The 24,892-nt window shown below is 60.9% G+C and carries 21 protein-coding genes and 2 pseudogenes; 5 read left to right on the forward strand and 18 right to left on the reverse strand.

Annotated features, from left to right (window positions below; all coding sequences use genetic code 11):
• Positions 1-28 precede the first annotated feature (28 nt).
• The 3 genes from HN018_RS25370 to dnaK form a co-directional block, all read right to left on the reverse strand.
• Positions 29-607, reverse strand: coding sequence for a protease pro-enzyme activation domain-containing protein (locus HN018_RS25370; RefSeq protein WP_171834357.1), 579 nt, complete (start codon positions 605-607; stop codon positions 29-31).
• Positions 608-676: 69 nt separating this feature from the next.
• Positions 677-1,846, reverse strand: coding sequence for an alkene reductase (locus tag HN018_RS25375; protein ID WP_239479419.1), 1,170 nt, complete (start codon positions 1,844-1,846; stop codon positions 677-679).
• A 235-nt stretch (positions 1,847-2,081) separates the two neighbouring features.
• Positions 2,082-3,977: a molecular chaperone DnaK gene (gene dnaK / locus HN018_RS25380; protein WP_171834356.1), complete on the reverse strand. Its 1,896-nt coding sequence runs from the start codon at positions 3,975-3,977 to the stop codon at positions 2,082-2,084.
• Positions 3,978-4,191: 214 nt separating this feature from the next.
• Here dnaK and HN018_RS25385 point away from each other — a divergent pair, with 214 nt between their 5' ends.
• A complete protein-coding gene (locus HN018_RS25385; protein WP_239479420.1) occupies positions 4,192-4,881 on the forward strand; it encodes a BON domain-containing protein in 690 nt (229 codons plus the stop codon).
• Positions 4,882-5,163: 282 nt separating this feature from the next.
• Here HN018_RS25385 and adhP read toward each other — a convergent pair whose 3' ends face one another.
• On the reverse strand, positions 5,164-6,198 hold the full coding sequence (gene adhP, locus HN018_RS25390; RefSeq protein WP_171834355.1) for an alcohol dehydrogenase AdhP: 1,035 nt from the start codon (positions 6,196-6,198) through the stop codon (positions 5,164-5,166).
• Between the two features lie 241 nt (positions 6,199-6,439).
• Here adhP and HN018_RS25395 point away from each other — a divergent pair.
• Positions 6,440-7,239 (forward strand): annotated as a pseudogene (locus HN018_RS25395) (IS5 family transposase).
• A gap of 54 nt (positions 7,240-7,293) precedes the next feature.
• On the opposite strand, the gene HN018_RS25400 reads toward HN018_RS25395, so the two are convergent.
• From HN018_RS25400 to HN018_RS25455, 12 genes are all read right to left on the reverse strand, one after another.
• Complete coding sequence (locus HN018_RS25400; RefSeq protein ID WP_171834354.1) at positions 7,294-8,709, reverse strand: carbohydrate porin; 1,416 nt, start codon at positions 8,707-8,709, stop codon at positions 7,294-7,296.
• Positions 8,706-9,644, reverse strand: a complete 939-nt coding sequence (locus HN018_RS25405) for a malonate decarboxylase subunit epsilon (protein ID WP_171834353.1) — start codon at positions 9,642-9,644, stop codon at positions 8,706-8,708. Before HN018_RS25405 ends, HN018_RS25400 begins: the two co-directional genes overlap by 4 nt.
• Positions 9,641-10,534: a triphosphoribosyl-dephospho-CoA synthase MdcB gene (gene mdcB / locus HN018_RS25410; RefSeq protein ID WP_171834352.1), complete on the reverse strand. Its 894-nt coding sequence runs from the start codon at positions 10,532-10,534 to the stop codon at positions 9,641-9,643. The genes HN018_RS25405 and mdcB overlap by 4 nt, the downstream gene beginning before the upstream one ends.
• Entirely contained in the window at positions 10,531-11,187 is a 657-nt protein-coding gene (gene mdcG, locus HN018_RS25415) for a malonate decarboxylase holo-[acyl-carrier-protein] synthase (RefSeq protein WP_171834351.1), read from the reverse strand. The genes mdcB and mdcG overlap by 4 nt, the downstream gene beginning before the upstream one ends.
• Entirely contained in the window at positions 11,174-11,917 is a 744-nt protein-coding gene (locus tag HN018_RS25420) for a biotin-independent malonate decarboxylase subunit gamma (RefSeq protein WP_171834350.1), read from the reverse strand. The genes mdcG and HN018_RS25420 overlap by 14 nt, the downstream gene beginning before the upstream one ends.
• Entirely contained in the window at positions 11,904-12,827 is a 924-nt protein-coding gene (locus HN018_RS25425; protein WP_171834349.1) for a biotin-independent malonate decarboxylase subunit beta, read from the reverse strand. The genes HN018_RS25420 and HN018_RS25425 overlap by 14 nt, the downstream gene beginning before the upstream one ends.
• A 13-nt stretch (positions 12,828-12,840) precedes the next feature.
• Entirely contained in the window at positions 12,841-13,152 is a 312-nt protein-coding gene (mdcC, locus tag HN018_RS25430; RefSeq protein WP_171834348.1) for a malonate decarboxylase acyl carrier protein, read from the reverse strand.
• 12 nt (positions 13,153-13,164) lie between these two features.
• A complete protein-coding gene (gene mdcA, locus HN018_RS25435) occupies positions 13,165-14,808 on the reverse strand; it encodes a malonate decarboxylase subunit alpha (protein ID WP_171834347.1) in 1,644 nt (547 codons plus the stop codon).
• Positions 14,809-14,884: 76 nt separating this feature from the next.
• Positions 14,885-15,820 (reverse strand): AEC family transporter, encoded by a 936-nt coding sequence (locus HN018_RS25440; protein WP_171834346.1) that lies wholly within the window; start codon positions 15,818-15,820, stop codon positions 14,885-14,887.
• Positions 15,821-16,226: 406 nt separating this feature from the next.
• Positions 16,227-16,580: a BON domain-containing protein gene (locus tag HN018_RS25445; RefSeq protein ID WP_171834345.1), complete on the reverse strand. Its 354-nt coding sequence runs from the start codon at positions 16,578-16,580 to the stop codon at positions 16,227-16,229.
• Positions 16,581-16,937: 357 nt separating this feature from the next.
• On the reverse strand, positions 16,938-19,202 hold the full coding sequence (locus HN018_RS25450) for a glycoside hydrolase family 65 protein (protein ID WP_239479421.1): 2,265 nt from the start codon (positions 19,200-19,202) through the stop codon (positions 16,938-16,940).
• Positions 19,203-19,225: 23 nt separating this feature from the next.
• Positions 19,226-20,014: an HAD family hydrolase gene (locus HN018_RS25455; RefSeq protein ID WP_171834343.1), complete on the reverse strand. Its 789-nt coding sequence runs from the start codon at positions 20,012-20,014 to the stop codon at positions 19,226-19,228.
• Positions 20,015-20,341: 327 nt separating this feature from the next.
• On the opposite strand from HN018_RS25455, the gene HN018_RS25460 reads away from it, so the two are divergent.
• The 3 genes from HN018_RS25460 to HN018_RS29190 all read left to right on the forward strand — a co-directional run bounded on the left by HN018_RS25460 (position 20,342) and on the right by HN018_RS29190 (position 22,757).
• Complete coding sequence (locus HN018_RS25460) at positions 20,342-20,539, forward strand: hypothetical protein (RefSeq protein ID WP_171834342.1); 198 nt, start codon at positions 20,342-20,344, stop codon at positions 20,537-20,539.
• 784 nt (positions 20,540-21,323) lie between these two features.
• On the forward strand, positions 21,324-22,325 hold the full coding sequence (locus HN018_RS25465; RefSeq protein ID WP_275434435.1) for an IS4/Tn5 family transposase DNA-binding protein: 1,002 nt from the start codon (positions 21,324-21,326) through the stop codon (positions 22,323-22,325).
• A 27-nt stretch (positions 22,326-22,352) separates the two neighbouring features.
• Positions 22,353-22,757, forward strand: a complete 405-nt coding sequence (locus HN018_RS29190) for a hypothetical protein (protein WP_275434436.1) — start codon at positions 22,353-22,355, stop codon at positions 22,755-22,757.
• Between the two features lie 50 nt (positions 22,758-22,807).
• Here the strand turns inward: HN018_RS29190 and HN018_RS25470 are convergent, their stop codons facing one another.
• Positions 22,808-23,032: a hypothetical protein gene (locus tag HN018_RS25470; protein ID WP_171834341.1), complete on the reverse strand. Its 225-nt coding sequence runs from the start codon at positions 23,030-23,032 to the stop codon at positions 22,808-22,810.
• A 2-nt stretch (positions 23,033-23,034) separates the two neighbouring features.
• Positions 23,035-24,435 (reverse strand): annotated as a pseudogene (gene tnpC, locus HN018_RS25475) (IS66 family transposase); the annotation flags it as partial.
• Positions 24,436-24,892 lie beyond the last annotated feature (457 nt).

Below are 24,892 nucleotides of genomic sequence, written 5' to 3' on the forward strand. Positions count from 1 at the left end.
GGTCCAGCTATCGATACAGCCGCTGGCTTCAAGAAGGACGTGTCGCCAAACTGTTCGGCCCCACACTGGGCGACTGCGCCGGATGCGATTGCCGGATCCGCGTGTGCGCAACAAACCGGCTGTCCAGCCCGAGTACGGATTCAATAAGCGCATGCAGGTGCTCTGGAAGCTGGATTTCACCATCAAAGCTGCGGAACTTGGTGCTACCATCCTTGTAGAGCGCCAGCTTGACGCCGAATGCCGCATGGATCGCCGAGGGGCTGCCCGCGACCCTGATCAAGAGCCGTGCGGGTGCGAGCGCCGTCACAAATAGCCCATGCGATTTCACGAAGTCCGACACCTCGCGCAGATCGTCGCGATAGAGTGCGGTGCGTGCATTAGCCTGTACCATGCGGCGCACCTCCGGATCGGCGATGCCGCCAAGCTTCGTCATGATCGCCGCCTCGTCACGGGTTCGTAAGTAGACGCTTGCTTCGATAATCTGGCTCTCCGACACCTCACCCGCATGCTGACTACCCTTCGGCAAAGCCCGGGAACTGCCGACGATGGTCTGGATGCCTGCTCCTAGCGCAGGATCGCCAGAAGCTGGATGTTCATTCTCGGTCATCGCGTCCTCACCGGTGCATGTGGGATAGACGTCCGAACGAAATACGCCGCCGCGCGCATGGGCATGCTATCACGTCCCGGTAGGTCCTCTGTTGGCTCCGACTGCCTCCAGAATAGGCAACGAGCCGTGCGCCAGCTCCGCTGCTGGATAGTCGATATAGCCGTGGGGGCTACCGCCATAGAGCGTCGCGGGCTCCATGAGCGGCGACAGTGGGAGATCCTCTCTAAGACGCCGGACGAGGTCTGGGTTGGAGATGAAGGCCCGTCCGAAGGAGACCAGGTCAGCGCGGCCGGACGCGATAGCATCCATCGCCATTGCACGGTCGTAGCCGTTATTCACCATCCAGACTCCATCGAAACGATCCTGAAGGGCTGTGTAATCGAACGGCAGGTTATCCCGCGCGCCGCCTGTGGCTCCCTCCACAATATGCAAGTAGGCAAGGCCGAAGGTGCTCAACTGCTCGACAACGTAATTGAACAGCATCTGAGGATTGCTGTCCCGCTGATCACCGGCGGGTGAGACCGGAGATAGACGAACGCCCAAACGGTTGGCGCCGATCTGCTCCGCTACAGCTTCCGTCGTCTCCAGGATTAAGCGGGCTCGGCGTTCAACCGAGCCCCCATATAGGTCGGTGCGATGATTGGATCCGTCACGCAGGAACGCGTCTAGAAGATAGCCATGCGCGCCGTGAAGCTCGACACCATCAAAGCCCGCCTCAATCGCACGTGCCGCCGCATAGCGGAAGTCTGCAATGATGCCGGGGATTTCGGAGAGGTCGAGGGCACGCGGCATGGAGACGTCGATCAGCCCCAGGCTTGCAGCGAAAGTTTTAGCGTTCGCGCGGATTGCAGAAGGTCCAACCGGCGCCGCGCCGTCCTTCTGAAAGATCGTGTGCGACATGCGTCCAGTGTGCCAAAGCTGGATGACGATGGTGCCGCCTCTGGCGTGGACAGCGTCCGTGACCTTCTTCCAGCCGGCGACCTGAGCGTCAGTGTAGCAACCCGGTGTATCCGCATAGCCCTGAGCTTGTGCCGAGATCTGGGTAGCCTCGGCAATGATCAGGCCAGCAGTGGCGCGTTGCGTATAATATTCTGCCGCGAACGGGCCCGGAACCAGGGCCGGCCCGGCCCGGCTGCGTGTTAGTGGCGCCATCACGATCCTGTTCGCGAGCTTCAGGGCACCAGCCGCTGTCGGTTCGAATAACGACCGGGATAAAGGCTCGCGATACAATTTCAGCACAAATACGTTTCCTTAGAAAAGTCTCTGATGCAATCCTTGCTTCACCAGAGGGGAATCTTGATCCACCAGCTTGAATTGTTCAGACCGGATGATGCAATGGCTCCTTTGACCAGTGCCTCCGTGACAGGTGACAGGTGGGGCTGTCACGGAGGCATGTCCTATCGATCAGGTCGCCTGCTTGTCCTACCGAGCGTGCTGTGTTGGCATGCTCACTGCATCGAGCCTGAGCGCGGTTTTAGGCTGCACTTTTCCGGTCACTTGGCTCCTCGAACTCGGCGTCCACAACTTCACTTTCTTTGTCTTTGACTGAGCTTGCCTCGGTCGGATTTTCATGATCCTGCGAGGTCGCGAGCAGGTTGGTCATGATGTGGTTGAGCCGTTCGATAGCTTTCTGCAGCAGGCCCTCGTCAGTCCCCGTCATTGCAGAGCGTGCAACGGCCATGGCGCTCTCCGCCTCGGAACGATTCTGGATCGAGACGGACGCGCCCTGCTCGGTCACGGTCTTCTGCAACTGGCCAATGAGCTGATCGCACTGGTTTTTGGCCTCGACGAACGCGCGACGTTTTTTGTCGGAGCCGGCATTTGTTGCAGCCTCCTGGACCATCGCCTTGATATCGGCGTCCGATAGCCCGCCATTGGACTGGATGCGGATCTGCTGTTCCTTGCCGCTTGCTTTATCCCTGGCTTGAACGCTGACGATTCCATTGGCATCGATATCGAACGTGACTTCGACCTGCGGAACCCCGCGCGGCGCTGGAGGAATACCAGTCAGGTCGAAATTACCGAGCACCTTATTGTCTTCGGCCATCTCACGCTCGCCCTGGAAGACCTTGATGGTTACTGCCCCCTGGTTGTCGGCGGCGGTTGAGAACACCTGGCTTTTCTTGGTCGGGATCGTCGTGTTGCGCTCGATCAGCTTGGTAAAGACGCCCCCAAGGGTTTCGATACCGAGGCTCAGCGGGGTTACGTCGAGCAGAAGCACGCCCTTGACGTCACCGGTAAGCACTGCTCCCTGCACCGCGGCGCCGATCGCAACCACCTCGTCAGGGTTAACGTTTCGGGCAGGCTCGCGACCGAAAAACTGCTTTACCGCCTCGATCACTTTGGGCATGCGGGTCATGCCACCCACAAGGACCACCTCCTCGATGTCAGCGGCTGTGACCCCGGCATCCTTTAAGGCTGCGGCGCAGGGCGCCATGGTCCGTGCAACCAGGTCGTCGACCAAGCTTTCAAGCTTGGAGCGGGTGATCTTGATGACGAGATGTTTCGGCCCTGCGGCATCAGCCGTGATGAAGGGCAGATTTACCTCGGTCTCCTTGGCCGACGATAGCTCGATTTTGGCCTTCTCCGCAGCCTCCTTTAGCCGTTGCAAGGCAAGCCTATCGGTGCGCAGATCGATGCCATGCTCGCGCTTGAACTCGTCCGCCAGGAATTCGATAACCCGCGCGTCGAAATCCTCGCCGCCGAGAAATGTGTCACCATTGGTGGACTTGACCTCGAATACGCCGTCTCCGATCTCCAGAACGGAGACGTCGAAGGTGCCGCCGCCTAGATCATAAACTGCGATGCGGCCGCCCTTTTTCTTGTCCAGGCCGTAGGCAAGCGCTGCGGCGGTGGGCTCATTGATGATTCGCAGCACTTCAAGACCTGCGATCCTTCCCGCATCCTTGGTCGCCTGGCGCTGGGCGTCGTTGAAGTAGGCAGGTACCGTGATGACGGCCTGGGTGACTTTCTCGCCCAAGAAGGCTTCGGCAGTTTCCTTCATCTTTCCCAAGATAAAAGCACTGATCTGGGAAGGTGGGTATTTCTCGCCACGCGCCTCGACCCAGGCGTCGCCATTATCGCCCCGGACGATGGTATAGGGGACCAGACCCTTGTCCCTGGCGACCATCGGATCATCAAAACGACGGCCAATCAGGCGCTTGACTGCATAGATGGTGTTGACTGGGTTAGTCACTGCTTGGCGTTTAGCAGCCTGTCCGACCAAGCGCTCGCCGTTATCTGCGAAAGCCACGATGCTCGGGGTCGTTCGCGTGCCCTCGCTGTTCTCGATGACTCGCGCGTCCTTGGCTTCCATGATCGCCACGCATGAATTCGTGGTCCCCAGGTCAATGCCGATTACCTTGCTCATTGTGGACTCCCTTGAAGAAAACCGCAGCGTCGAGACGTTCCGTCTTCCCGGAGATGTCCGCCGGACGGTGCGTGATCGCCTTGTCTATCTACTCATACGGCGCGTTCTCCACGGGAGGCAGGATCGGAAACTACTTATCGGCCGACGCGCCCCGGACCGATGTTGAGCGGTGAGTAGATTCCGACTCTATCAAACGTCTAAGTCTGTATTTCAAATGCAACAGACCAAACTGCGGCATCAACAGGGCATCACCATGACCGAAGACAGCAATCTGCAATATGCGGTGCTCGCAGAGTTCAACTGGGAACCGAGCGTTGATCCAGCCAATATCGGCGTGACCGCGCGCAATGGCATCGTGACTCTCAGCGGCCACGTCGGGACTTTCGTCGAAAAATACGCCGCCGAATCGGCCGCCGCCCGCGTTAAGGGCGTGCTAGGCGTGGCCGAGGAGATCGAGGTCCGGCTGCCTTTTGGTATAACCCGCACCGATGGTGAGATCGCTGCCGCGGCAGTCGAGCGCATGGCCTGGGACGTCGTCATCCCACGCGACGCCGTCAAGATCAAGGTGGAAGCCGGCTGGGTCACTCTCAGTGGCGAAGTGGACGCATATCACCAGAAAAACGCGGCCGAACGTGAGATCCGGTCGCTGATCGGTGTCATCGGGCTATCGAATCAGATCGTCATCAGGCCTCGCATCGATACGCGAAATCTCAGCGACAACGTGATGCACGCCCTGCACCGGTCTCGGTTCTTCGACGCCAACACCATTACCGTCGAGGCCAATGGTGGCCATATCCATCTTACCGGCAACGTCCACACCCCACATGAACGCCGCGTGGCGGCAGCGACCGCATGGGCGGCCCCGGGCGCCACTTCGGTTCAGAACGACCTGGCGATCCTCTAATTCACTAGAAAAGTTCCGGTCCATGCACGTGATGGTGTTGAGCAGGATCGGGGCACTTTTGGGGCTGGACGGAACTGCTTTATCTCGTCCCCCCGGCCCTAGTGCTCGACGCAGTTCGTAAGGGGGTTCGCATGGCCTGCGGCTGTATTCATATGCGCGACATTCCGAGTTGTCGCTACGATCGGCTATGTGAGGAAATCTAGCTGGCGTCGGTCGCAAGACTGTAACTGCAGGACGGCCTGGGGCGTAGCTGTGCTCCTGCCGTAGCTTTGGCAAACTGATCTAGGTGTCGCTGAAGTCGATGACGACGCGGGAGGCGACATTCCCGCTTTCAAGTCGATCGAGCACGTCGTTGATCGACGACAGTTTCTGCAGCTCGATATCCGCCTTGACCTTGCCCTCCGCCGCGAAGGCAAGCGCTTCGGCCATGTCCTTGCGGGTTCCGACGAAAGATCCCCGCACCGTAATGCAGTCTGCTACGACGTTGAACAGCGGTAAAGGCAGCTCGCCTGACGGGAGCCCCACCAGCACGCATGTTCCGCGCTTGCGCGTCATGCTCAGCCCCTGACAGAACGCCGGCAACGATGCGGCGGTGATCAGAACGCCATGCGCGCCGCCATCGGTCGCGCGTCTCACCGCATCACCGACGTCCGGCTGCGAAGCGTTGAATTTCAGTTCCGCGCCTAGCTGTCGCGCGTGCTCGAGCTTACCGTCGTCAATATCAACCGCACAGACCTTCAGTCCCATAACCCTGGCATACTGGATCGCAAGATGGCCCAGTCCGCCGGCGCCGGAAATGACGATCCAATCGCCTGGTCGTGCTTCCATCTCCTTGATACCCTTGTAGGTCGTTACGCCGGCACAGATAATTGGAGCGGCCTCACGTGGGCCGAGTCCCGGCGGAATATGCGCGACATAGTCTGGGTCGGCGATGATGTATTCTGCGAAGCCGCCATTCTTTGTGTAGCCGCCGAATTCCGCCTTTGCGCAAACAGTCTCCCAGGCGGACAGACAGTATTCGCAGTGCCCGCATGCCGAGTAGAGCCATGGTACGCCCACGCGCTCACCCTCCGTCACGCTCGTCACACCTGCGCCGAGTGCCACCACGATGCCGATGCCTTCATGTCCTGGAATGAACGGAAGATGCGGCTTGATCGGCCAGTCGCCGCGTGCCGCGTGCAGATCGGTGTGGCAGACACCGCAGGCCTCGGTCTTCACCAGGATCTGCCCGGGCCCAGGCGTTGGAATGTCCCATTCCTGCAGGACCAGCTTCTTGCCTAGTCGTTCGACGACGGCCACTTGCATCTTCAATGCCATGATATTCCTGTCAGCTTTGGGACTACGCTACGGCGTCGATAGCGGCGACGCGGACCAGCTTCTTATTGATGGAATCCTGACATCTATGCCGAACCGTTTAGGTCGGAGGCTTGGTCGGACGTCTGCATGAAGATCCACAGCGTGTATGATCAGACACTACGCCGAAGCATCGCGCGAGCGGAGGGGCGGAAACTACCTAGAGGCTGTTATGAACCTCTGATTTGGGTAGATTTTGTGGGTGATGAAAACCCGCAAAGCGTATCCGTCTGATGTCCCTGATGATGAGTGGGCGCTTGTAGCCCCTTATCTGGCGCTGCTTCCTGAGGAGGCGGGCCAGCGACGCTACGAGCTGCGCGAGGTCTTCAACGGCCTGCGGTATGTCGTCAAGACGGGGGCGCCCTGGCGCTGGATGCCGAACGACCTGCCACCTTGGGAGATGGTTTATCAGCAGGCGCAGCGCTGGCTGACGGCGGGCGTGTTCGAGAACCTGGTGCATGACCTGCGCGTGCTGCTTCGTCTGGAGGCACGGCGAAAAGCGGAGCCCAGCGCTGTGATCATCGACAGCCGCACACTCCGCTCAACCCCGGAAAGTGGTGCACGTGCTGGCTATGATGGGGCCAAACGGAAGAAGGGCTCCAAGGTACATATCGCCGTCGACACGCTTGGGCACCTGCTGGCGTTGCACGTGACCCCGGCGACCGATCAGGATCGCGCCGAGGTCACGCACCTGGCCAGCGCGGTGCAGGACATCACCGCCCACTCTGTCGAGATCGCCTACGTCGACCAGGGATATACCGGTGCAGCCACCGCCGAAGCTGCGGCCGAGCACGGCATCCGTCTGGAAGTGGTCAAGCATCACGAAGCCAAACGCGGGTTCGTCCTGCTGCCGAGACGATGGGTCGTCGAGCGATCGTTTGCCTGGGCCACGCGCTTCCGACGTCTTGTCAAAGACTATAAACGGCTGCCGAGACTGTCCGAGGGCTGCATCTCGTGGCCTTCGTTTGCCTCATGCTCAAGCATGCCGCAGCCGCCAGTTCATAACAGCCTCTAGAGCCCCGGCGAGACTGGCCGTGCAATGGATTACGCGCGCAGCACTCAATTTCTTCGTATCATTGAGGGGAGCCCGAGCACATCGTTTAGAAGCAGGGAGACCTGCAGACCGACCGTCCATGCATGAGTATCTCCAGGATCGGGTCGGGATAAGCCAATCTGGTCAGGATGCATCACCAGCTGACCAAACGGTTTGACAAGGAGCCCTCGCATAAGCGCGACGCTGTAGTTCAGCTCGAATACAGTCTCGGAGCGCGACAGATCACCTGTGCGCTTCTCGGCTTTGAGCGTGTCCGCATAGGCCTCGAGCACACGCTGGTTCAGCAGGGTCGTGTAGGTCATGAACCCGAGCGCATCATCCGGCCGGATCGCCAGTATCCCGCGATCAACCAGTCCCGCCAGGAAATAGCTGTTGGTCTGGGATGGACCACTTACTCCGAAGAGCGCACCGCCGAAGATCGTCAGTCCGCGTGCCGAAACCCGGTCTGGCCGCCAGACCGTCTGCTGCGCCTGCACATAGACAGAGGCACGGTGTTGATTGACCCGGTAGACGCCATGATAAAGCGGATATGGCCGACCGGACTGGTTATAGAGCGCATCGTTAACGCCGGTCGTGTCGAGGTAACCGCCGACATCTATGCCGTTTGGGAATGGCTTGTCGGCAAGGCTGGTCGCATAGCCGATCTCTGCCGGGATGAACGCACCGCTCGCGGCGGAGGAACTCCAACCTCCTTTCCACGGCCAGCCCGAATGAGCATAGGCATATGGATCGGCGTTAAAGATACCGGTCTTTATATAAGTCTGCGGCGTAGGCTTAAGCGTGATTCGGCCGCCCCAGGATGCCAGCGGCCAGTAGCCGATGCTGCTGTTGCGGGGCCATGCATAAGGCGACATGTTGAGGCACACGCCTGACACGAACTGGCAGTAGAGGGTTGAGGTGGCAAATTCCTGTCCCACAGGAACACGCCCGAACAGAAGCCTGACACGGTCTCCGAACAGCGACTGGTCGTAGGAAAACTCTGCCAGCCGCGTTGTGACGATCGGACCTGCATTGGACAAGGTTTCGTAGACGCTGCCAATGTATTTCTTGTTATCGGAGGCGCCAAAGCGGGAGACAATCAGCGCGTGGACCTCCCCACCGGCGATGCCGACGATCCTCTGGAGATCGAGATCGACGCCATACGCGACCTGATTGTCGCCGATGGCGCCCGTTTTCCTGCCACCAGCGGCATAGTCGATGAAATCCCCGGTATAGGCGCTGCGCAGATATACACCGACGTCCCGCAAGCTTTTACCGATAGGCGACACCTCTTGCGGACGAACCGGGGGTATCCCGCTCAGTGTGGGGTCGGGAACCACCGGTCCGGGAACCGCCGCCCGACCGCTGCATGGTGCTGCCAGAACCGCGGCCAGCAGCCAGGCCTTGCCATACCGGCATACCATCCGCGTATGCGTGCTCAAGATGCTGGCCTTTTTATCCACTGCAGAAAGCCATCGAGTGAATGGAATTCCGACAGGCTGTGTGCATCGACGTTTGGGATCGCATTCTGCATCAGGCGAGCGAGTGCATTGCCTGGACCGAGCTCGATGACTTTGGACACGTTCGACTCGCGGCACGTCGACATGCAAGCGGCCCAGTCGACGGTCTGGCGGATCTGGCGCGCGAGCTTCTCTGCACCCGCCGCAACTGCAAAGACCGGGGCGCCGTCGATCCCGCTCAGCAACCGCACATTGGCTGGCATCCTCCCTGGTAGATGGGCGTCTGCGAGATCGCGTCCGAACTGGATGCTCGCAGTTTTTAACAGGGGCGTATGCGATGCCACCTCGACAGCCAGTAGTGTTGCCCTTACGGCCCCGGCCGCCTCGGCGTCGGTGATGACAGCTGCAAGCGCTGTCCTGGTCCCACCGACCAGCATCTGATCACTGGCGTTGATGATGGCGATGTAGGCGCCGTGCGCGGTGCAGATCGGATCGAGTGTATCCCGCTTCAGTCCGCGTATGGCCACGAGGCCTGACGGTTCGGTCGTGGCGGCATCCATGGCGGCCGCACGTTGGACAGCAAGCCGCAGAACCTCAGCGGCGTCCATGAGGCCGGCCACGCCCCAGGCGCCCAGCTCTCCGACGCTGTAGCCAGCCATAACCAGAGGCCCGGAGAGCTTCCCGCGGATGACTGCCCATGCGGCCATGGTCTGGGTGCAGCACAGGATCTGCCCGAGGTGGTTGGTGTGGATATCCTGACTACTCGCCTGCCGCACGAGCTCCCGCGGATCGCGACCGTCCAAGAGTGTCGTCGCTGCCTCGAAAACCGGAGCGGCCTCAGGGGCATCGGCCAGGAGGTCGAACATGCTGGCACTCTGAGCGCCCTGGCCAGAGCACACGATGGCCGTGCCAGTCATGAACGGCGCTCCAGCGCGTCGAGAAACAACGTAATCGCGAGAAGGTCGGCGCAGCCCCCGGGGCTGAGGCGCCGCTCAACGAAGGTCCGGTGGATCGTCCCTGCCGCTTGCCGCCAATCCGGCTGTGCAACTCCTCCAAATCTCAGGAAGCTGGTTGCTGCTTTCCGGGCGTAGTTCAGGCCTTCAGGACCGCCACGGTGCAGCAGGTTGGTGTCCTCGGTGCATGCCATGAGGGCAAAGAAAGCTTGCACGCGGGCGGCTTCCGGATCTCCCGGTGCCTGCGCGCGACCGAGCCGCAGTGCCGGCAGCCCGATGCCATATGCATCCGGAAATCCGGCGGCCGCCTGCGCTCTGGCTCCACCGGCGCCATATCGGCGCAGCGCGTCGGCGCCGTGGCTCCTCAGCGGGATCGGTCCCCGCGTGATCGATCTCCCCCACCGCGTACGCACGGTCCTGCACAGCACGTGCGGCGATACGCCGAGCGCGTCGCTGTCAACCTCGCTTTGGGCGGCACCTGCTGCGGCGCAAAGCAGACCGAGACCGAAGATGGCGCCCCGATGGGTGTTGACGCCGCCAGTTGCAGCCAGCATCGCGCACTCTGCCGCGACGCCGATTGCACGTAGCCTATCCATAGGTGCCCCGGCGGCGCCTGCGATGACAAGTTCGGCAAAGAATGGCTCGATCGCCGTCGCACTGGCCCGGAAGGTCGCTTCCGTCATGTCGAAATGACTGCCCTGGTCTATGTGGCTCACCAGGCCGGGCTTAGGCCAGGTCTCGAGTTCGGCGATCAGCGCCGCGGTCGCGATCTCGGCCACCCGAAGAGGGCTTTGGAGGTCGTGCGGATCGGGAAGCGGATCGGCTTCGGGTGCGAGCTGCAGGGCGACGTTCATGACGAGGCGCAGCCCTGAAACAACCCGGCAATGGCTCGTGTTTCCACACCATCCATCGTCTTCAGCAGCATGCTGGAACAGTCCCGGCTGTCCGCGAACTCGCGCCAGTTGAACGCAGATCCGTCCGGCAGCTCCAGTTCGCCATCGATGCGAATTGGACTGTCGCGGTCCAGCCGAAGCAGTCCGGCAACGAGCGTCTCGACGCGGGTCCGGTCAGCGCCTGACCAGAGTAGATCGAGATCCGACCGCATCGTCAGATACGAGAGGCCCGTCAGGTGCTGCCACAGCAGTGAACCGAAAACGCGCGGCGAGACGCCGACTGTCTCGCCGAGCTCGACGAGCCCGGCGATCACCGCCTGCCACGCATCGGGTGCAGTAAGGGCCGCATCGCTGACGGAAACGGGCGCCAGGGGCAGCAGGCCGAGCGAGTCCGGGAAGCTGAAGGCGAGCCGGCGCTTGCCGTGCTCCGGCGGCAACGGCAATGCGGCCGGCACGGAGCCAAGCGCGTCGCCTGCCATGCGTCGCCGCACGATCACCGGCCAGCCGTGGCGTGACCAGTCAGCCAGAAGCGGCAGGTCGCGCAACGCCGGATGGCGGCCGAGCATGGCCTCCCAGACAATCGGGTCCACTGTCAGCAGGTCATGCCGACGCATGACCACCGCCCTTGCCCAGCGCCTCGGCGACGACCCTCTTCGCGACGGCGGCAGCCATGGGCCGTCCTCCACGCTGTGCGCCGGTCTTGTCACGGACATCGGTGGACGACGTGGTCGCTAGCGTCTCCTCCAGCTGCGCGTCCAGCGGTTTTGCCGGGTCCCAGACTGCAGCCACGGCGCCCATCTGGACCATGTGATCAAGCCCGGGTGCGAATACCGAGGTCGTCTTCGCGAGCTCCTCCAGCTGTTTCACCGGCAGCTTGGTCACCCGCGCGACCGAGGGCAGATCCATGACCGTGGGCGTCGCACCGGGAAGGCCGATGAGCACGTCGGTCGCCAGCGCCGTCGCCAGGAAGGCACCCGCGGCGGCCTTGCCGTATTCCAGGCCGATCGTCCGGTGGCCCTGCTGGCTGGCGAGCAGCAGGCACTTGGCGAGATGGGCGAGATACTCGTTCAGCCCGCGCATCTCGTCGCGCCGCGCCATGAGCTGGCCCTGTGTGTCCACGAGGACCAGGATCGGCGTATCACCACCGGCATCGACCACCTGCAGCACCTGTTCCGCCAGCGGCAGAACGCCGGCCGTTCCCAGCGCTACGCCATTGGCCACGCCGATCACCGCGATCGTTCCGCCGTCGCGCCGCTTGCCCGAGCCGGTGATAGAGCCGTCCGCGCTAACGCTGACGCCGTGGCCGGACGGGAACAGGCTCTTCAGGATCTCATCGAGCGTCATGATTGGCTCCCTTGATGCTGTTGGCGAGCGTCACGAAGCCATCGGTGTCCATCGCGCTGACTGCTTCGGGATCGTCGATCCCCAGGATCTTCCACATCGAGACTGCGTCCGTGCAGCCGCCGAACAGTTTCTCCCGCTCCGCCAACCGGTCCTGCTCCGCACGCATGGAGCGGAGGTCGAAGCTCGGCACACGGTCGAGGATCGCTTTGGCGGCAGTGCGAAACCCGTCCATCGAGTCGGCGGTGAACGCGTCCGCGCCGCCGATCAGCCGGCGGTTCTTGCCGCCCGCGACACTCCAGACCAGCGCCTTGTCCTTCGAGTCGAATTCATCAACCCCCTTGTTGGTCTCGATGACCTCGGGTCCGGAAACACCGATGCGACCCTGTTCCGACACGATGATCCGCGAGCAGGTCGCAGCCGTCAGGCCCGCGCCGCCGAAGGCGCCGGCCTTGCCGCCGACCAGCGCGATCACGGCGACCCCGGCACAACGTGCCTCGATCACCGCCCGCATGATCTCGGCGACCGCAAGCTCGCCCGCATTGGCCTCCTGCAACCGGACGCCACCGCTATCCAGCAGCAGCAGGACCGTGCGCGGCAGCTCCTGATGGTCTCTCGCGGCCCGCAGCAGGCCGACGATCTTGGCGCCGCTGACCTCGCCGAAGGTACCGCCCATGAACTGGCCCTCCTGTGCTGCCAGCAGCACCAGTGTGCCGTCCAAGGATCCACGCCCGATGACCACGCCGTCATCGAAGGCGGACGGAAGATCGAACAGATGCAGATGCGGGCTCTGCACACGCTCGATCGGCTGGAGGAACTCGGTGAAGCTGTGCGGGTCCAGCAGCCCGGTGATACGCTGGCGCGCCGTCGACTGCAGCCAGCTGCTGTGGCCATAGGCCGGTTGGGTATCCATCACTGGTTATCCATCATTGGGCATCCATCAGGGCGCTGCCCTGCAGCAGACGCAGAAACACCGTGTCGGGGCGGGCGCCGCCATCGTTGATCGAGATCCGCAGGCCGCCGGGGGAGCAGCGTTCGACGAATTCATCGACCACGGCCTTCCAGGTTTCGTCGAAGCCCTTCACCGGGGTGGCGATGACCACCTCGCAGTCGCTTCCGGGAAGCAGGCGCTCCAGCAGGACCTCCAGGTTTCCGGATGCCACGACGCCGATGATGGCATGGGCTTTCGTGCCTGGCAGTCTCTGCCGCGCGGTATGGTTGAATGTCAGGGTTAGCATGGTCCGCGTCTCCTACCAGTTCCGGAACTTGCTTGGTGGCGCGTAGAGGTTCCCCGACCAGTGCATCAGGTCACGGATCGACTGCGCGGCGAGCAGGCCGCGCTGCGCGTCCAGCGGATTGATGCCGAGGTCTTCCGGCCGTTGGATGATCTTCCGCTCGCGCAGCTTCTCGACCATGGCGCGGTCGCGCCTGCGACCGACATCGGTGAAGCCCGCGATACCGCGGATCGCCTGCTCGCGCTCCTCCGGCGTGCGGCACAGCAGCAGGTTGGCGATGCCTTCCTCGCTGATGATGTGAGTAACGTCGTCGCCGTAGATCATCACCGGCGCCAGCTCCAGATTAAGCTTGCTGGCCAGCTCGAGACTGTCGAGCTTCTCAACGAACACCGGCACCATCTTCTCGCTGAAGCTCTCCACGAGCTGGACCACCAGCTTGCGGCCGCGCATCAGCTGCGGATTGCCGTCGTTCGCCTCGCTCCCGGCCTTCAGCCAGGGGTCGCTCGGATGGCGTCGTCCATGTGGATCCGAGCCCATGTTCGGTGCGCCGCCGAACCCGGCGATCCGGTCGGCGGTGACCGTCGAGCTGTTGCCCTGGAGGTCGATCTGCAGGGTCGAGCCGATAAACAGGTCGGTGGCATACAGGCCGGCGACCTGGCAATACATCCGGTTCGAGCTCATCGAGCCGTCATGCCCGGTGAAATAGATGTCCGGACGCGCACGCATATACTCGTCCATGCCGACTTCGGAGCCGAAGCTGTGGATCTGCTTGACCCAGCCGGACTCGATCGCCGGAATGAGCGTCGGATGCGGATTGAGCGCCCAATGCGTGGCGATCTTTCCCTTGAGCCCGAGCTTCTCCGCGAAAGTCGGCAACAGCAGCTCGATCGCCGCCGTGTTGTAGCCGATACCGTGGTTCAGCCGCTTGATGCCGTACTCGGCATAGATCCCCTTGATGGCCATCATGGCAGCCAAGATCTGCATCTCGGTGATGCTGGCCGGATCACGGGTGAACAGCGGCTCCACGTAGAACGGCTTCGGCGTCACGATCACGTAGTCGATCCGGTCGCCGGGAATATCGACCCGTGGCAGCGTGTCCATGAGCTCGTTCACCTGGGCGATGACGATGCCCTGCTTGAACGCGGTCGCCTCGATCACCGCCGGCGAGTCCTCGGTGTTCGGTCCCATGTAGAGATTGCCGTTGCGGTCAGCCGCGCGGGCGACCGTCAGCGCTACATGCGGCGTGAGATCGACGAAATACCGCGCGAACAGCTCGATATACGTGTGGATCGCTCCGAGCTCGATCTTGCCCGCGTTCAGGACGCGCGCAATGGCCCCGCCTTGCGGACCGGAATAGGAGAAATCGAGCTTCTTCGCGATGCCCTTCTCAAACAGGTCGATATGCTCGGGCAGCACGATCCCGGATTGCACGATATGCAGATCGTGAAGCCTGCCCGGATCGGCCTTGGCCAGGCATGCGGCCAGGAAGTCCGCCTGCTTCTGGTTGTCTCCCTCGAGGCAGACGCGATCGCCCGGCCGTATCACCGCTTCGAGCAGCGCCGTCACGTCGCCGGGGGCGACAAGCTTGCCCTTGGCGAACGCACTGCCCGCCGTCAGCCGCTCGTCGCGGGATTTTCGCTGGGTTTGCCATTCGGCCATGTGGTTCAGATCCCGTTCATGTTGTCGGCGAGAAGCCAGGAGTCAGGAGTCAGGAGTGGGACGTGCCGGATGGCCGTTATCCCATGCCGGCGGTCAGATAGATCGCGGCAGCCAGAGTCGCCGCACTGAGGACAGTGCTTGCGATCAACGTCGAGCCGACGACCTCTGACGCGATGCCGAAGCGCAACCCGAACAGGATGCCGAAGAAGCCGACCGGGAGCGCTGAAAGCACAATAGACTCCCGCATTGCCAGAGGCGGCACGGCGAGTGCCCAGGCCAGGGCCGCCGCGAGCAGCGGATGGATGACGTTGGCCGTAAGGGTTTGAATGCTCACGCTCAGGCCGAGCCGCACCTTCTGGGCCGACAGGATCAACCCGGTCAGGAACAGCGCCGCGCCGCCGCCAGCCTGCCCGATCAACGACACCGAACGTGCCAGCGGTTCGGGTAGTCCCAGCCCGGTGGCAACGAAGGCGACCGCGAGCAAGGGTGCCAGCACAATCGGCTTCTTGAAGGTGCTCAGAAACGCTTTTCCGATACCGCCCTGTCCCGGCTTCTGGGAGTTCCTGTTCAGAATGATGAGCGTTATCGGTGAGACCACGATCGATCCGCAGGCGATCGCCACCGCAACGGACACCAGTTGGGGAGCGCCGAGAAGTGCCGCGATCAGTGGCAGACCCGCCGACGCATAGTTCGGCAGCGACGTGGTCAGGGCCTGGACCGATGCCTCGCCAGGTTGCACGCCATAGACGCGACGAGCCATGACATACATCAAGACATAAAGAATTAGCATGGAGAGGGAGAGGATCGCCGCGAGCGGAAGTTGCTGATACAGGGTTGTCCGGGATGCCTGAACGACGGTCGCGAAGATCGCGGCGGGAACCGCAAAGTCCATGACAAGCGCGTTCAACTGAGCGACATTCTTGTTGTCGAGGTCGCGGCTCCAACCGCCCAGGTAGCCCAATCCGATACCAAAGAATACAGGAAGCAGCGCATCCAAAATAATCTTTATCAAGTGCGCTCCGTGAATAGATATTGATTATATTTGACCGATGACGAGCGGTTCAAGTGAACTGACCCACTCGCTTCCGCGTCGATATCAGTTTTCTACCGTCGCAGGCGATACGCCACTAGGCTCGGAAACTACTCATCTTGTCGGTCAGCCTCGGCTTTATTGCTGGTTCATACCGTCTGCATCTGGCTTGACGTACGGATTTGCCCGACAGGAACCAAATATCATGTCGACGCTCGCGTTGCGTTGCCTGCACGGGTCGGTGGTCCTGTTCATTCGCTCGACGCCAAGGGCGTGTTAGTTCCGCGCACTCATCGGCATGAGGCAGATCAGGTGCACACGCTCCAATGAACAGACCACGCAATCACCCGGCTACCAGAGGATCTTGTCCATGATGCGCCGCTTTGATTCACGCGCCACGGCTGTCAAGGACAAGATTATCCTCGATCCCTGTAACGCCCGGAACTGCCCAGGCGAGATCCAGCGCAATCTGCTTTTCAATGCAAGACTTTGAAAATCCCGTCAGAACGATGATACCGCCTCTGCTTGTCACTGTAACAGCGTCATGATCATAGGCGCGAGACTGCTCTATCGCCGCCGTTATCGCATCAGTCAGGCCAGCAAGATTTAAATCCCGCACCGGCTGCCTCCGGTGCAGCGATGGGTTGACCGTCACGCTCGGCACCGTCGGCTTACTCGCCGCATATCGGGAGACTACGCTGCTCTGATTTGACAAGGCTTCATCCTTCCTCTTGGATTGCATGACCACATGGATACGTAGTTGTCTCCAGAGTCCTCATCCATACCGGCTTTAGAGTTTATTTAAACCAGCTCGGGGTGAATGGAGATAGGATCGGAATCTACTTAATCATCGCTTGCATTCGCGACGCATTGATGAAGCCCGGGGAGCTCTAACCATTGGTTATAGACACGGTACCACCATGTTTTCTAGTGCGGCTTCACAAATCATAGATGATCACGGCGGCAGGATTATACCGTGTTCCCGAGCTCTAATTCAGGATATCTCAACCTGCATATTCTCCGATCCGCCTACGATATTATCTACCAGGCTTGGCTTTAGGACTCCTTCGATAAGCAGCCTCATCCCAATGTGGCAGCATTATCTTCGCGAGGAAAAGGTCCGGGTCTCGCCGGCCCGAGAGATTTCATGCTGTTTTCCGCAGAGGACAATTAGCATCGGTTCGCCAGCGTCGAGAGTTGCATCAAGGGTTCCGTCTGATTGTCTGATGCTGATAGAGAGCTGTCGGCCTCGCCACTGTACGGAAAAAGAGAGGCTCTCCCAACCGCTTGGTAGCTGAGGCTCGAAACCCAGGCCTGCCGGCAGCAACGACAGTCCGGCAAAACCGAATATAGCAGTCAGCCAGGAGCCACCCAGTGCCGCCATATGTATTCCGCCGTCTACAGCGACCTTGGTATCTCCCAGATCGATCTCCGCACTCTCGCGAAAGAACGACAGAGCCACCGATGAAGAGCCCATCCGTGCTGCGGCAAGGGCGTGCATCGTGCGACTGAGCGAGCTGCCGTGACTGCAGCGCGGCTCGTAATAGTCGAAGTTGACTGCAGCGGTACTAGCATCAAACTCATCCGGCAGAAGCGCGAGCAGCGCCACGACGTCGGCCTGCTTGACGATCTGCGAAGCGGCGGTTCGCTCGCGTCCCAGCACAACGTCTATCGGCACCGACGGCCCTGCATACTGCGACAGATCGATAGGATCGAGACCGAAGAAGCCGCCGAACTGCTCATACAGGCCAGTCGCGACGTCTAACCCGGTGACAATCGTGTCGGCGACCGTCGACCATTGCGCCAGTTCTGAATCATCGATGACCAACCGACCGGCCAGTACCGACCAGCATTCAGGCCAGCGACTGCGAAGTAGCGTCGCGGTCTCGATCGCCCGGCGGATGGTCCAGCGCGCCATGACGTTGGTGTAGGCGTTGTCATCAACCCGCTCGTGATATTCATCCGGCCCAATCACTTGTTGAATATGACACAGTCCGTCACCCTCGAGTATTGCACGGCTCGACCAGAAACGACCGCTCTCCAGCAGGATCTCAGCGCCGGCGTCGCGCAGGAATGCCTCGTCACCTGTTGCCTGCCAGTATTGCCATACTGCATATGCGACGTCGGCGCCGATATGCTGCTCGAGTGTGCCGCACAGGATGTCAACCACCTGACGATCGGCCGCGATGGCATGTTCTGGTGTTGCTTCGGCGCCGGTGTCGGCGGACTCCCACGCATACAGGGCTCCACGGTAACCGAGGCGGCGAGCTTTTGCCCGGGCCTGATCCAGGGTGTGGAACCGATACATAAGGAGGACGCGCGCTGCTTCAGGCCAGGTCAGACTGTAGAAGGGAAGCAGGAATATCTCGGTGTCCCAGAAGACATGACCGTGATAGTCATTGCCTGTTAGGCCCCTGGCGGCGATCGAGACATACTCATTGCCCGGGTCGGCCGCTCCGTTCAGGTGGTAGCATGCAAAACGCAATGCCTGTTGTGCGCCCGGATCACCCTCGACCCGTACATCGCTGCAACGCCAGCGCTCGGTCCAGGCCGCCTCGTGCCGGGATACGCAGTTTCGCGAACCCAGCGTCCGTGACTTGTGCAGGCTAGTCTCGACAGCCTGTATGGGGTCGACATCGCGCGAGCTACAGGCCACGGCGACCATCCGCTCGAACCAGAGGATCTGTCCTGCGCGTGCGTGCCACTTCCAGGCGCGGCTGAACGGCCCGAGCGAGTTGGCTTCGATGGTAGCTCCGTCCAGCGTCAGTGTCGCCAGATCTGCGATTGCCAGGCGGTGGCTGAGACGCGTGGTGTGCCAGACGCCGCGATCTTCATCCAGCCGATCAACGTTAAGGCCGAAATCAAGGCCGTCAAAGCCAGTCTGCAGTGTGACTTCTCCCGCACCAGCCTCGATCTCGAATTGGATCAACTGCAATCCGGACGACCGGTCGCTCATCGAAACCAGACGCAGGACTCGCACGCTGATGACCAGTCCGCTGGGGCTCGACAGACGGCCCTCGGTCAACAGGACGCCTCGCCGCAGGTCAAGCGTGCGACGGTGGATGTGGCTGTCATCCGAATGAAGAGCCGGTACCCCGGCCGGTGTCGACAAATGCGCCCGCAACCAACTAGGAACCTGGACAAGGCCCGGGATCGGCTGGTCGGTGCCGATGGTTTCGAACAGGCCGGCTACCAACATATAGGGCGTGCCTAGGCCGTGTAGTTGACGGTTGACCGTCCGGCCCCCGCGCACACCCAGGAAGCCGTTGCTCACCGTGAAGCGTGACTGCCGGCTGCTGTCACGGAGGGCGTCATAACCGACTTGTTCGAGCACCCAAGCCGGATCAGAGGTCGGTTCGAGCACCTGGTCGGCTCTAGGCATGCTACTCACCCAAATCGCCTGCTACACCGGCCGGCGGCCAGGGCGGCAAGATCGACATCGTCGAGGCTGTCGACGACCAGATCTGCTCCGGCTACCGCGAGAGTCGCCTCGTCGTTTGACCGAGCGATGCCGAGTGCAGTCATGTTGCCGGCGTGCGCCGCCCGGATGCCTGCGGGCGCATCCTCTATTACGAGGCAGTGGATCGGTTCGATCGCCAACTCCGCGGCAGCCGCAAGGAAGATAGCCGGGTCAGGTTTTCCATGCTGGAAGGTCTGGCCGCACAGGTTCGCGTTGAATAGCCCGAGGAGCGGCTTGTCATTCGCGAGACGGACGAGTTGCAGCATCGAATTTGCGTTCATGGACGATGATGCGACTGCCATCTTCCAGCCTAATGCGGATATCGCCTGGACAAGGCGCAGCGCGTCAGGAAATGCAACGATGGGACCCAACTGGATTAACTGCTCGAGCCGCTCCTGCTTGCGCGCGGCGTAGAGCGGCGCCTGACGCTCGACATCGGCAACGCCCAGGGCTCGCAATGCAGCTCGTGCACCTGCTAACCGCGGCTTTCCGGCGACCTGTTTTTGGTAGATGGCTGTCGTGAAGAAGATCGGATCCGCAAATCCTGTCAGTGCTTCGCGCCATGCCCGCTCATGTGGGGACGCCAGCAGAACGCCATCTACATCGAAAATCGCTGCTCTCAGTGAAGTATCCGAGTTTGCGATCGATAGTCTCGGATATGAGCCGGTCTCCGAACGACGAAGCACGGGCTTGATGACACCTTGTCCATCAGCCATGACGCAGATCATATTAGTTACTCACTCGAGTCGTTACCCATGTTGTTGCCCTGGCTCGGGACGATTTCCATGGGACTGGTGAAGGGAGTGTGCGGGGTTTACACTGGAGCGGATAGACTCGGAAACTACTCAGGCCTGAACCGGGCCTCTTTTTCTACCGATTGAAGCAACGTGCGTGCAGCGCCTATACGTAGTTTCCGACCCTCCTCATGCGGCATCAGTGCGCCTAAGCACGCATGTCGGGAGAACGGCTGGAACCCCATCCGATTGCACCATTTGAAGTGCTGGCCGTCTTGCCGCCTATCGTGATATCGAGGAGCCCTATAGATGATGATCGTCTCTCAACAGGCAAATGGTCTTTTCGCCGTCCGCGATATTAGCGGACTTGCCTTGCATGATGTGCTTGGCCTGTTCAAAACCCGCCTCGAAGCTGAGGAATGGCTGCTTGACAGAGCGTTGCATACCGATGAGGCCGACAACGGTCTGAGCGTTCAAAAGCCCGGTAATGGACAGGGCCTCACCTAAGCGACGATACACCGCCATATTTCAACACTCGATGCTTTCCTTAAAAGCTGACAATGGCTGACTATGGGCTTTCCATCTCCACTCTGTCTCACACTCTGACCACCGACTAAATTGCTGATAAAGTCTATACGGAACTGCCCGCAACCTAGTTTGCGGTCAGGATATTATAAAACTGCTCCCTTAGTCGCCTCGCCGCCGGGGGCTCTTTTGAAGTGTTTTAGGATAATCGATAGCTTCTTCCTTCACCCTTCACCCTTCACCCTTCACCCTGCACTGAGCCAGCGTTCGTGCGCGCCGTAACGGATCTTCCCGTCCAATTAATCATAATTAATCACTCGAGTCGTGCCGACGACGGGAAGACCTTTGCTCACCAAATCGACTTAACTAACGCGCTCCATAGACACCATAGTAGCGCCAGGCACAGAAATGGTAAAAGTTAAACCGTCACCGAGACCCGTGCTGCCGTTCCGGCTGGTTCAACCCCGTTAATGTTGTTCTGTTTCGGATACATACCGCCGGGAACTACTCTGGCGCATTCAACTCTGCGCTTTCACCATGCGCCATCGGCCTCGGTATGAGTTCCGAATATGGCAAACACGGCATCATCTTTCTAAATAGTTAGTTCTCTCCGTAACGATGACGTTTGTACTGTAACCATCCGCCGAGCCTTGCGATTACCCACAAGTAGCTGACTCCTTTATGACTATTTTAGAGAAGACTATTGAATTGGATAAATCGGCTATGATTCATCCACCGGCACCGTGATGTGTTCGTAAGGTGCGCGATGCAGGCCGAAAACGAAAGACTGTTGCCTCGAGGTGATCACTGGTCGCGCAGCGAGGTCGATAAGACAGCATTCAGAGATGCCCGTCTCGGGCGCCGGTTCGGCGATTTGCTCTGCCGCCTGAGCGATAGGATAGGCGGCACGATCCCTCTGGCCTGTCAAGACTGGGCGAGCACCAAAGCCGCCTATCGGTTCTTTGCCAATCCAAAAGTTGAGGAAGGGGATATCCTGGCGGGCCACCTTGAGGCGACCAAGGCGCGGTATGCAGCATCCGATGGACCGATCCTCGTGCTTCAGGATGCGACCAAGTTTACCTATCAGCGCCGGAACCCACGCGACGTCGGTTTTACCAAATGCATCAACAGTGGTCGCGACAAGAATGGCCGACTTCGGCATCATGCGGTGTGCGGAATCTTGATGCATTCGAGCCTGGTTGTGACCGAGGAAGGACTTCCCCTCGGTCTGGCGGCCATCAAGTTCTGGAACCGCGACAAGTTCAAGGGTACCGCTCAACTCAAGCGGAAGATCAACCCGACACGGGTTCCGATCGAAGCAAAGGAGAGCATTCGTTGGCTCGATAATCTCCGTCAATCGGTCAGCTTGCTGGGGCGAGCGGATCGGTGTGTTCATGTTGGTGATCGGGAAAGCAACATTTACGAGCTCTATTGCCTTGCCAAAGATATCGGCACCCACTTTGTCGTTCGTACCGTTGTCGATCGGCTAGCTGGCAGCGGCGACCACACCGTGAAGAGCGAAATGCGTGACGCTCCAAGTGCCGGTAAGCATAGTATCGAGGTGAGAGTCGATAACGATACGGTTGAGCGCGTGACCCTCGATATTCATTATAAACGGATCCACGTCTGCCCACCGATGGGAAAGCAGAAGCGCTACCCGGCGCTCGATCTGACGGTGATCCATGCGGTGGAGGTCGGCGCCCCGCCAGGCCGAAGGCCGATCCTCTGGAAGCTCGTCACCGATCTTGAGGTCAGCAACCTTCATTAGGCAATCGAGAAGGTCCGTTGGTATTCCATGCGTTGGAAGATCGAAGTCTTTCATAAAATCCTGAAGTCGGGATGCCGCGCCGAGGACGCCAAGCTCCGTACTGCCGATCGGTTAGCCAATCTCGTCGCGCTGTTTTGTATCGTGAGCTGGCGCGTCATGTGGATCACCATGATGGCACGTGCGGCCCCCGAGGCCGATCCGACGACCGTATTTACAGTGACGGAAATTACATTTCTCGACCGTCTGATTGCTCACAGCGGGAACCGCGAGGCCAAACCGGGCACGCTCAAGCTTTATCTTACGAAGCTGTCCCGTCTTGGCGGCTATCTTGCGCGAACATCCGATCCACCGCCCGGAAATACCGTCGTCTGGCGCGGCCTACGGCGCCTCGTAGACATCCAGATCGGCGCGGAGCTTGCAACTTGTGGGTAATCGCAAGCCGCCGAGCACCGCGGCATCAGGTCTGACCAGATCGCGCGCTGCTACTCGGACGTCTTGTGAGGTTCGTATTCATCGAGCAGATGCGTGGGGTTTTCGATACCGAATGCGGTGAGTACCGTCGTTGACACATCATCTTCGAGATCTATGACGCAAAGACGGCCGTCTTCGGGATCCATCTGCATCGCGATCTCTTTCAGGCTGTCTTCATCCTCGCCCAGCACCCTGGCCACGCGCGTGAAGGTAAAGACATAGCTTGGGGCGGCCATGATCAGGCAGCTTGGCCGATCGCGGCGGCACTGGATTTAACCCAGCGCCACGGCAGCAGATCATCGAGGCGCTGCGCCGGATGTTCCGCAATACGAGCCAGGACGTCGGCCAGCCAAGCCTGCGGGTCGATGTCGTTCATCTTGGCCGTGACGATCAAGCTATACATGATCGCAGCACGCTGTCCGCCGCGATCCGAACCACAGAACAGCCAGGATTTTCGTCCGAGAGCGATGCCCCTCAGCGCGCGTTCGGCCGCGTTGTTGCTGAGGCAGACCCGTCCATCGTCCAGGAACCGGGTGAACGCCGTCCAGCGTTTCAGCATGTAGTCGATGACCTTGGCGACGTCGTTGCCACGCGCGAGCTTGACCCGCTGCTGACCCAACCAGTCCTGCAGGTCCATCACCAGAGGAAGTGATAAAGCCTGCCGGATCGTCCGGCGCTCCTCGACGCTGTGGCCGTTGATGTCGCGTTTGATGTCGAACAGGGCATCGATGCGTTGCACGGCTTCCAGGCAGATTTGCGACCGAACCGCGGGGGCCTTGCCGTGCGCTGCGCGGTGCGCACTGCCTGCAAGATCGGCCAGTACGAAAGACTTCCCGCGTGCATGCGCCCAGCAGGCGGCTTCTTCGATCGGCCGAGTTTTGCGTCCCGGTTCATAAAGCTTGCCATAGCCGCCATAGGCATCGGCCTGCGGATGCCGGTGTAGGCTACCAGATGGCTTTGTGGGTGCTCGCCACCGCGATCGCGCGAGTAGTGGAATACGGCTCCCGTCGGAGCGGGACCGCCGAATGGCCGATCGTCACGCACGTAGACCCAGAGACGGGCAATGTCGGTCTTGCCGCGGGCCAGCACCGGCACCGTGGTGTCATCGCCATGCAGCCGTTCTGCCGCCATGACATGAGCTTGCAGGCGCCCAAACAGCGGCATCAGCACGGCTGTGCAGGCGCCGACCTGGTCGGCCAGCGTCGACAGGCTGACCGCCACGCCCTCGCGGGCGTAGCGTTCCGCCTGACGGTTGAGCTGCCGATGCTGGCCAAACTTCTCGAACAAGATCATGGCCAGCAGGTTTGGTCCGGCCCAGCCGCGGGGCGTCACGTGGAATGGGGCTGGGGGCTGGGGGCTGGCTGATGCGCTCGCAATCACGGCGGGAGAATTTCTCGCGAACATGTTGTAGGACTTTCCAGCTGCGCGGGATGACCTCCAGGGTCTCGGTAACATCCTCTCCCAGCCCGGACAGGCGTGTGCCGCCGCAGCAGGCGCACGCCGACGGACCTGCGATGACGACGCGCTCGCGAGGAAGGTGTTCGGGAAACGGGCGCCGGGCCGGGCGCTTGCGGGTAAAGCCGGTGACGGCCGTGGTCTTGGCCGCGGCGGCCTCGGCAGCCAGCTCGTCCTCGGAAGCTAATGTCGCTGGGCAGGCAGGTCCGGTTCAGCACGCCACCGCTGCGCTCGTTGAACTGACGTCCGCAGGCCCGGCAACGGAAGCGCCGCTATCCGCGTGCCGTTATCTCCGGCCGTTCCGTCACTGCCGCAGCCCCACAGCACACGCAGTTCATCCCGATATCCTCCCAGTGCCACGGCTTGCGACGCTACGGCAGGCTTCAAGCGGCCACTAGACCGCCCCTGGCGCGAGAGCTGACAGAACCGGGCCAACCTTCAAGAGCCCCTATGCCGGCACCGATGACCTAGTCTGGATCAACATCATCACGGTGATGACGACCTCGATACTGCTGGCCTGTCTGGCGATCGCGGCACTGAGGGGGATCGGTCCGGACCGATCCGGACCGATTCGCCATCGGGCGACCCTGCGTCGACGCCGCCCGGACTATCGGCCGCGGCGCTGGTCGCTGCAGCGTCTC

It is taken from the genome of Lichenicola cladoniae (genome assembly GCF_013201075.1).
Lineage (GTDB): Bacteria > Pseudomonadota > Alphaproteobacteria > Acetobacterales > Acetobacteraceae > Lichenicola > Lichenicola cladoniae.

Coding starts and splice junctions, on each gene's coding strand:
- HN018_RS25370 (WP_171834357.1), bottom strand. CDS start 607: ATGACCGAGAATGAACATCCAGCTTCTGGCGATCCTGCGCTAGGAGCA.
- dnaK (WP_171834356.1), bottom strand. CDS start 3,977: ATGAGCAAGGTAATCGGCATTGACCTGGGGACCACGAATTCATGCGTG.
- HN018_RS25385 (WP_239479420.1), top strand. CDS start 4,192: ATGCAACAGACCAAACTGCGGCATCAACAGGGCATCACCATGACCGAA.
- adhP (WP_171834355.1), bottom strand. CDS start 6,198: ATGGCATTGAAGATGCAAGTGGCCGTCGTCGAACGACTAGGCAAGAAG.
- HN018_RS25405 (WP_171834353.1), bottom strand. CDS start 9,644: ATGACTGGCACGGCCATCGTGTGCTCTGGCCAGGGCGCTCAGAGTGCC.
- mdcB (WP_171834352.1), bottom strand. CDS start 10,534: ATGAACGTCGCCCTGCAGCTCGCACCCGAAGCCGATCCGCTTCCCGAT.
- mdcG (WP_171834351.1), bottom strand. CDS start 11,187: ATGCGTCGGCATGACCTGCTGACAGTGGACCCGATTGTCTGGGAGGCC.
- HN018_RS25420 (WP_171834350.1), bottom strand. CDS start 11,917: ATGACGCTCGATGAGATCCTGAAGAGCCTGTTCCCGTCCGGCCACGGC.
- HN018_RS25425 (WP_171834349.1), bottom strand. CDS start 12,827: ATGGATACCCAACCGGCCTATGGCCACAGCAGCTGGCTGCAGTCGACG.
- mdcC (WP_171834348.1), bottom strand. CDS start 13,152: ATGCTAACCCTGACATTCAACCATACCGCGCGGCAGAGACTGCCAGGC.
- mdcA (WP_171834347.1), bottom strand. CDS start 14,808: ATGGCCGAATGGCAAACCCAGCGAAAATCCCGCGACGAGCGGCTGACG.
- HN018_RS25445 (WP_171834345.1), bottom strand. CDS start 16,580: ATGCAATCCAAGAGGAAGGATGAAGCCTTGTCAAATCAGAGCAGCGTA.
- HN018_RS25455 (WP_171834343.1), bottom strand. CDS start 20,014: ATGGCTGATGGACAAGGTGTCATCAAGCCCGTGCTTCGTCGTTCGGAG.
- HN018_RS25460 (WP_171834342.1), top strand. CDS start 20,342: ATGATGATCGTCTCTCAACAGGCAAATGGTCTTTTCGCCGTCCGCGAT.
- HN018_RS25465 (WP_275434435.1), top strand. CDS start 21,324: ATGCAGGCCGAAAACGAAAGACTGTTGCCTCGAGGTGATCACTGGTCG.
- HN018_RS29190 (WP_275434436.1), top strand. CDS start 22,353: ATGCGTTGGAAGATCGAAGTCTTTCATAAAATCCTGAAGTCGGGATGC.
- HN018_RS25470 (WP_171834341.1), bottom strand. CDS start 23,032: ATGGCCGCCCCAAGCTATGTCTTTACCTTCACGCGCGTGGCCAGGGTG.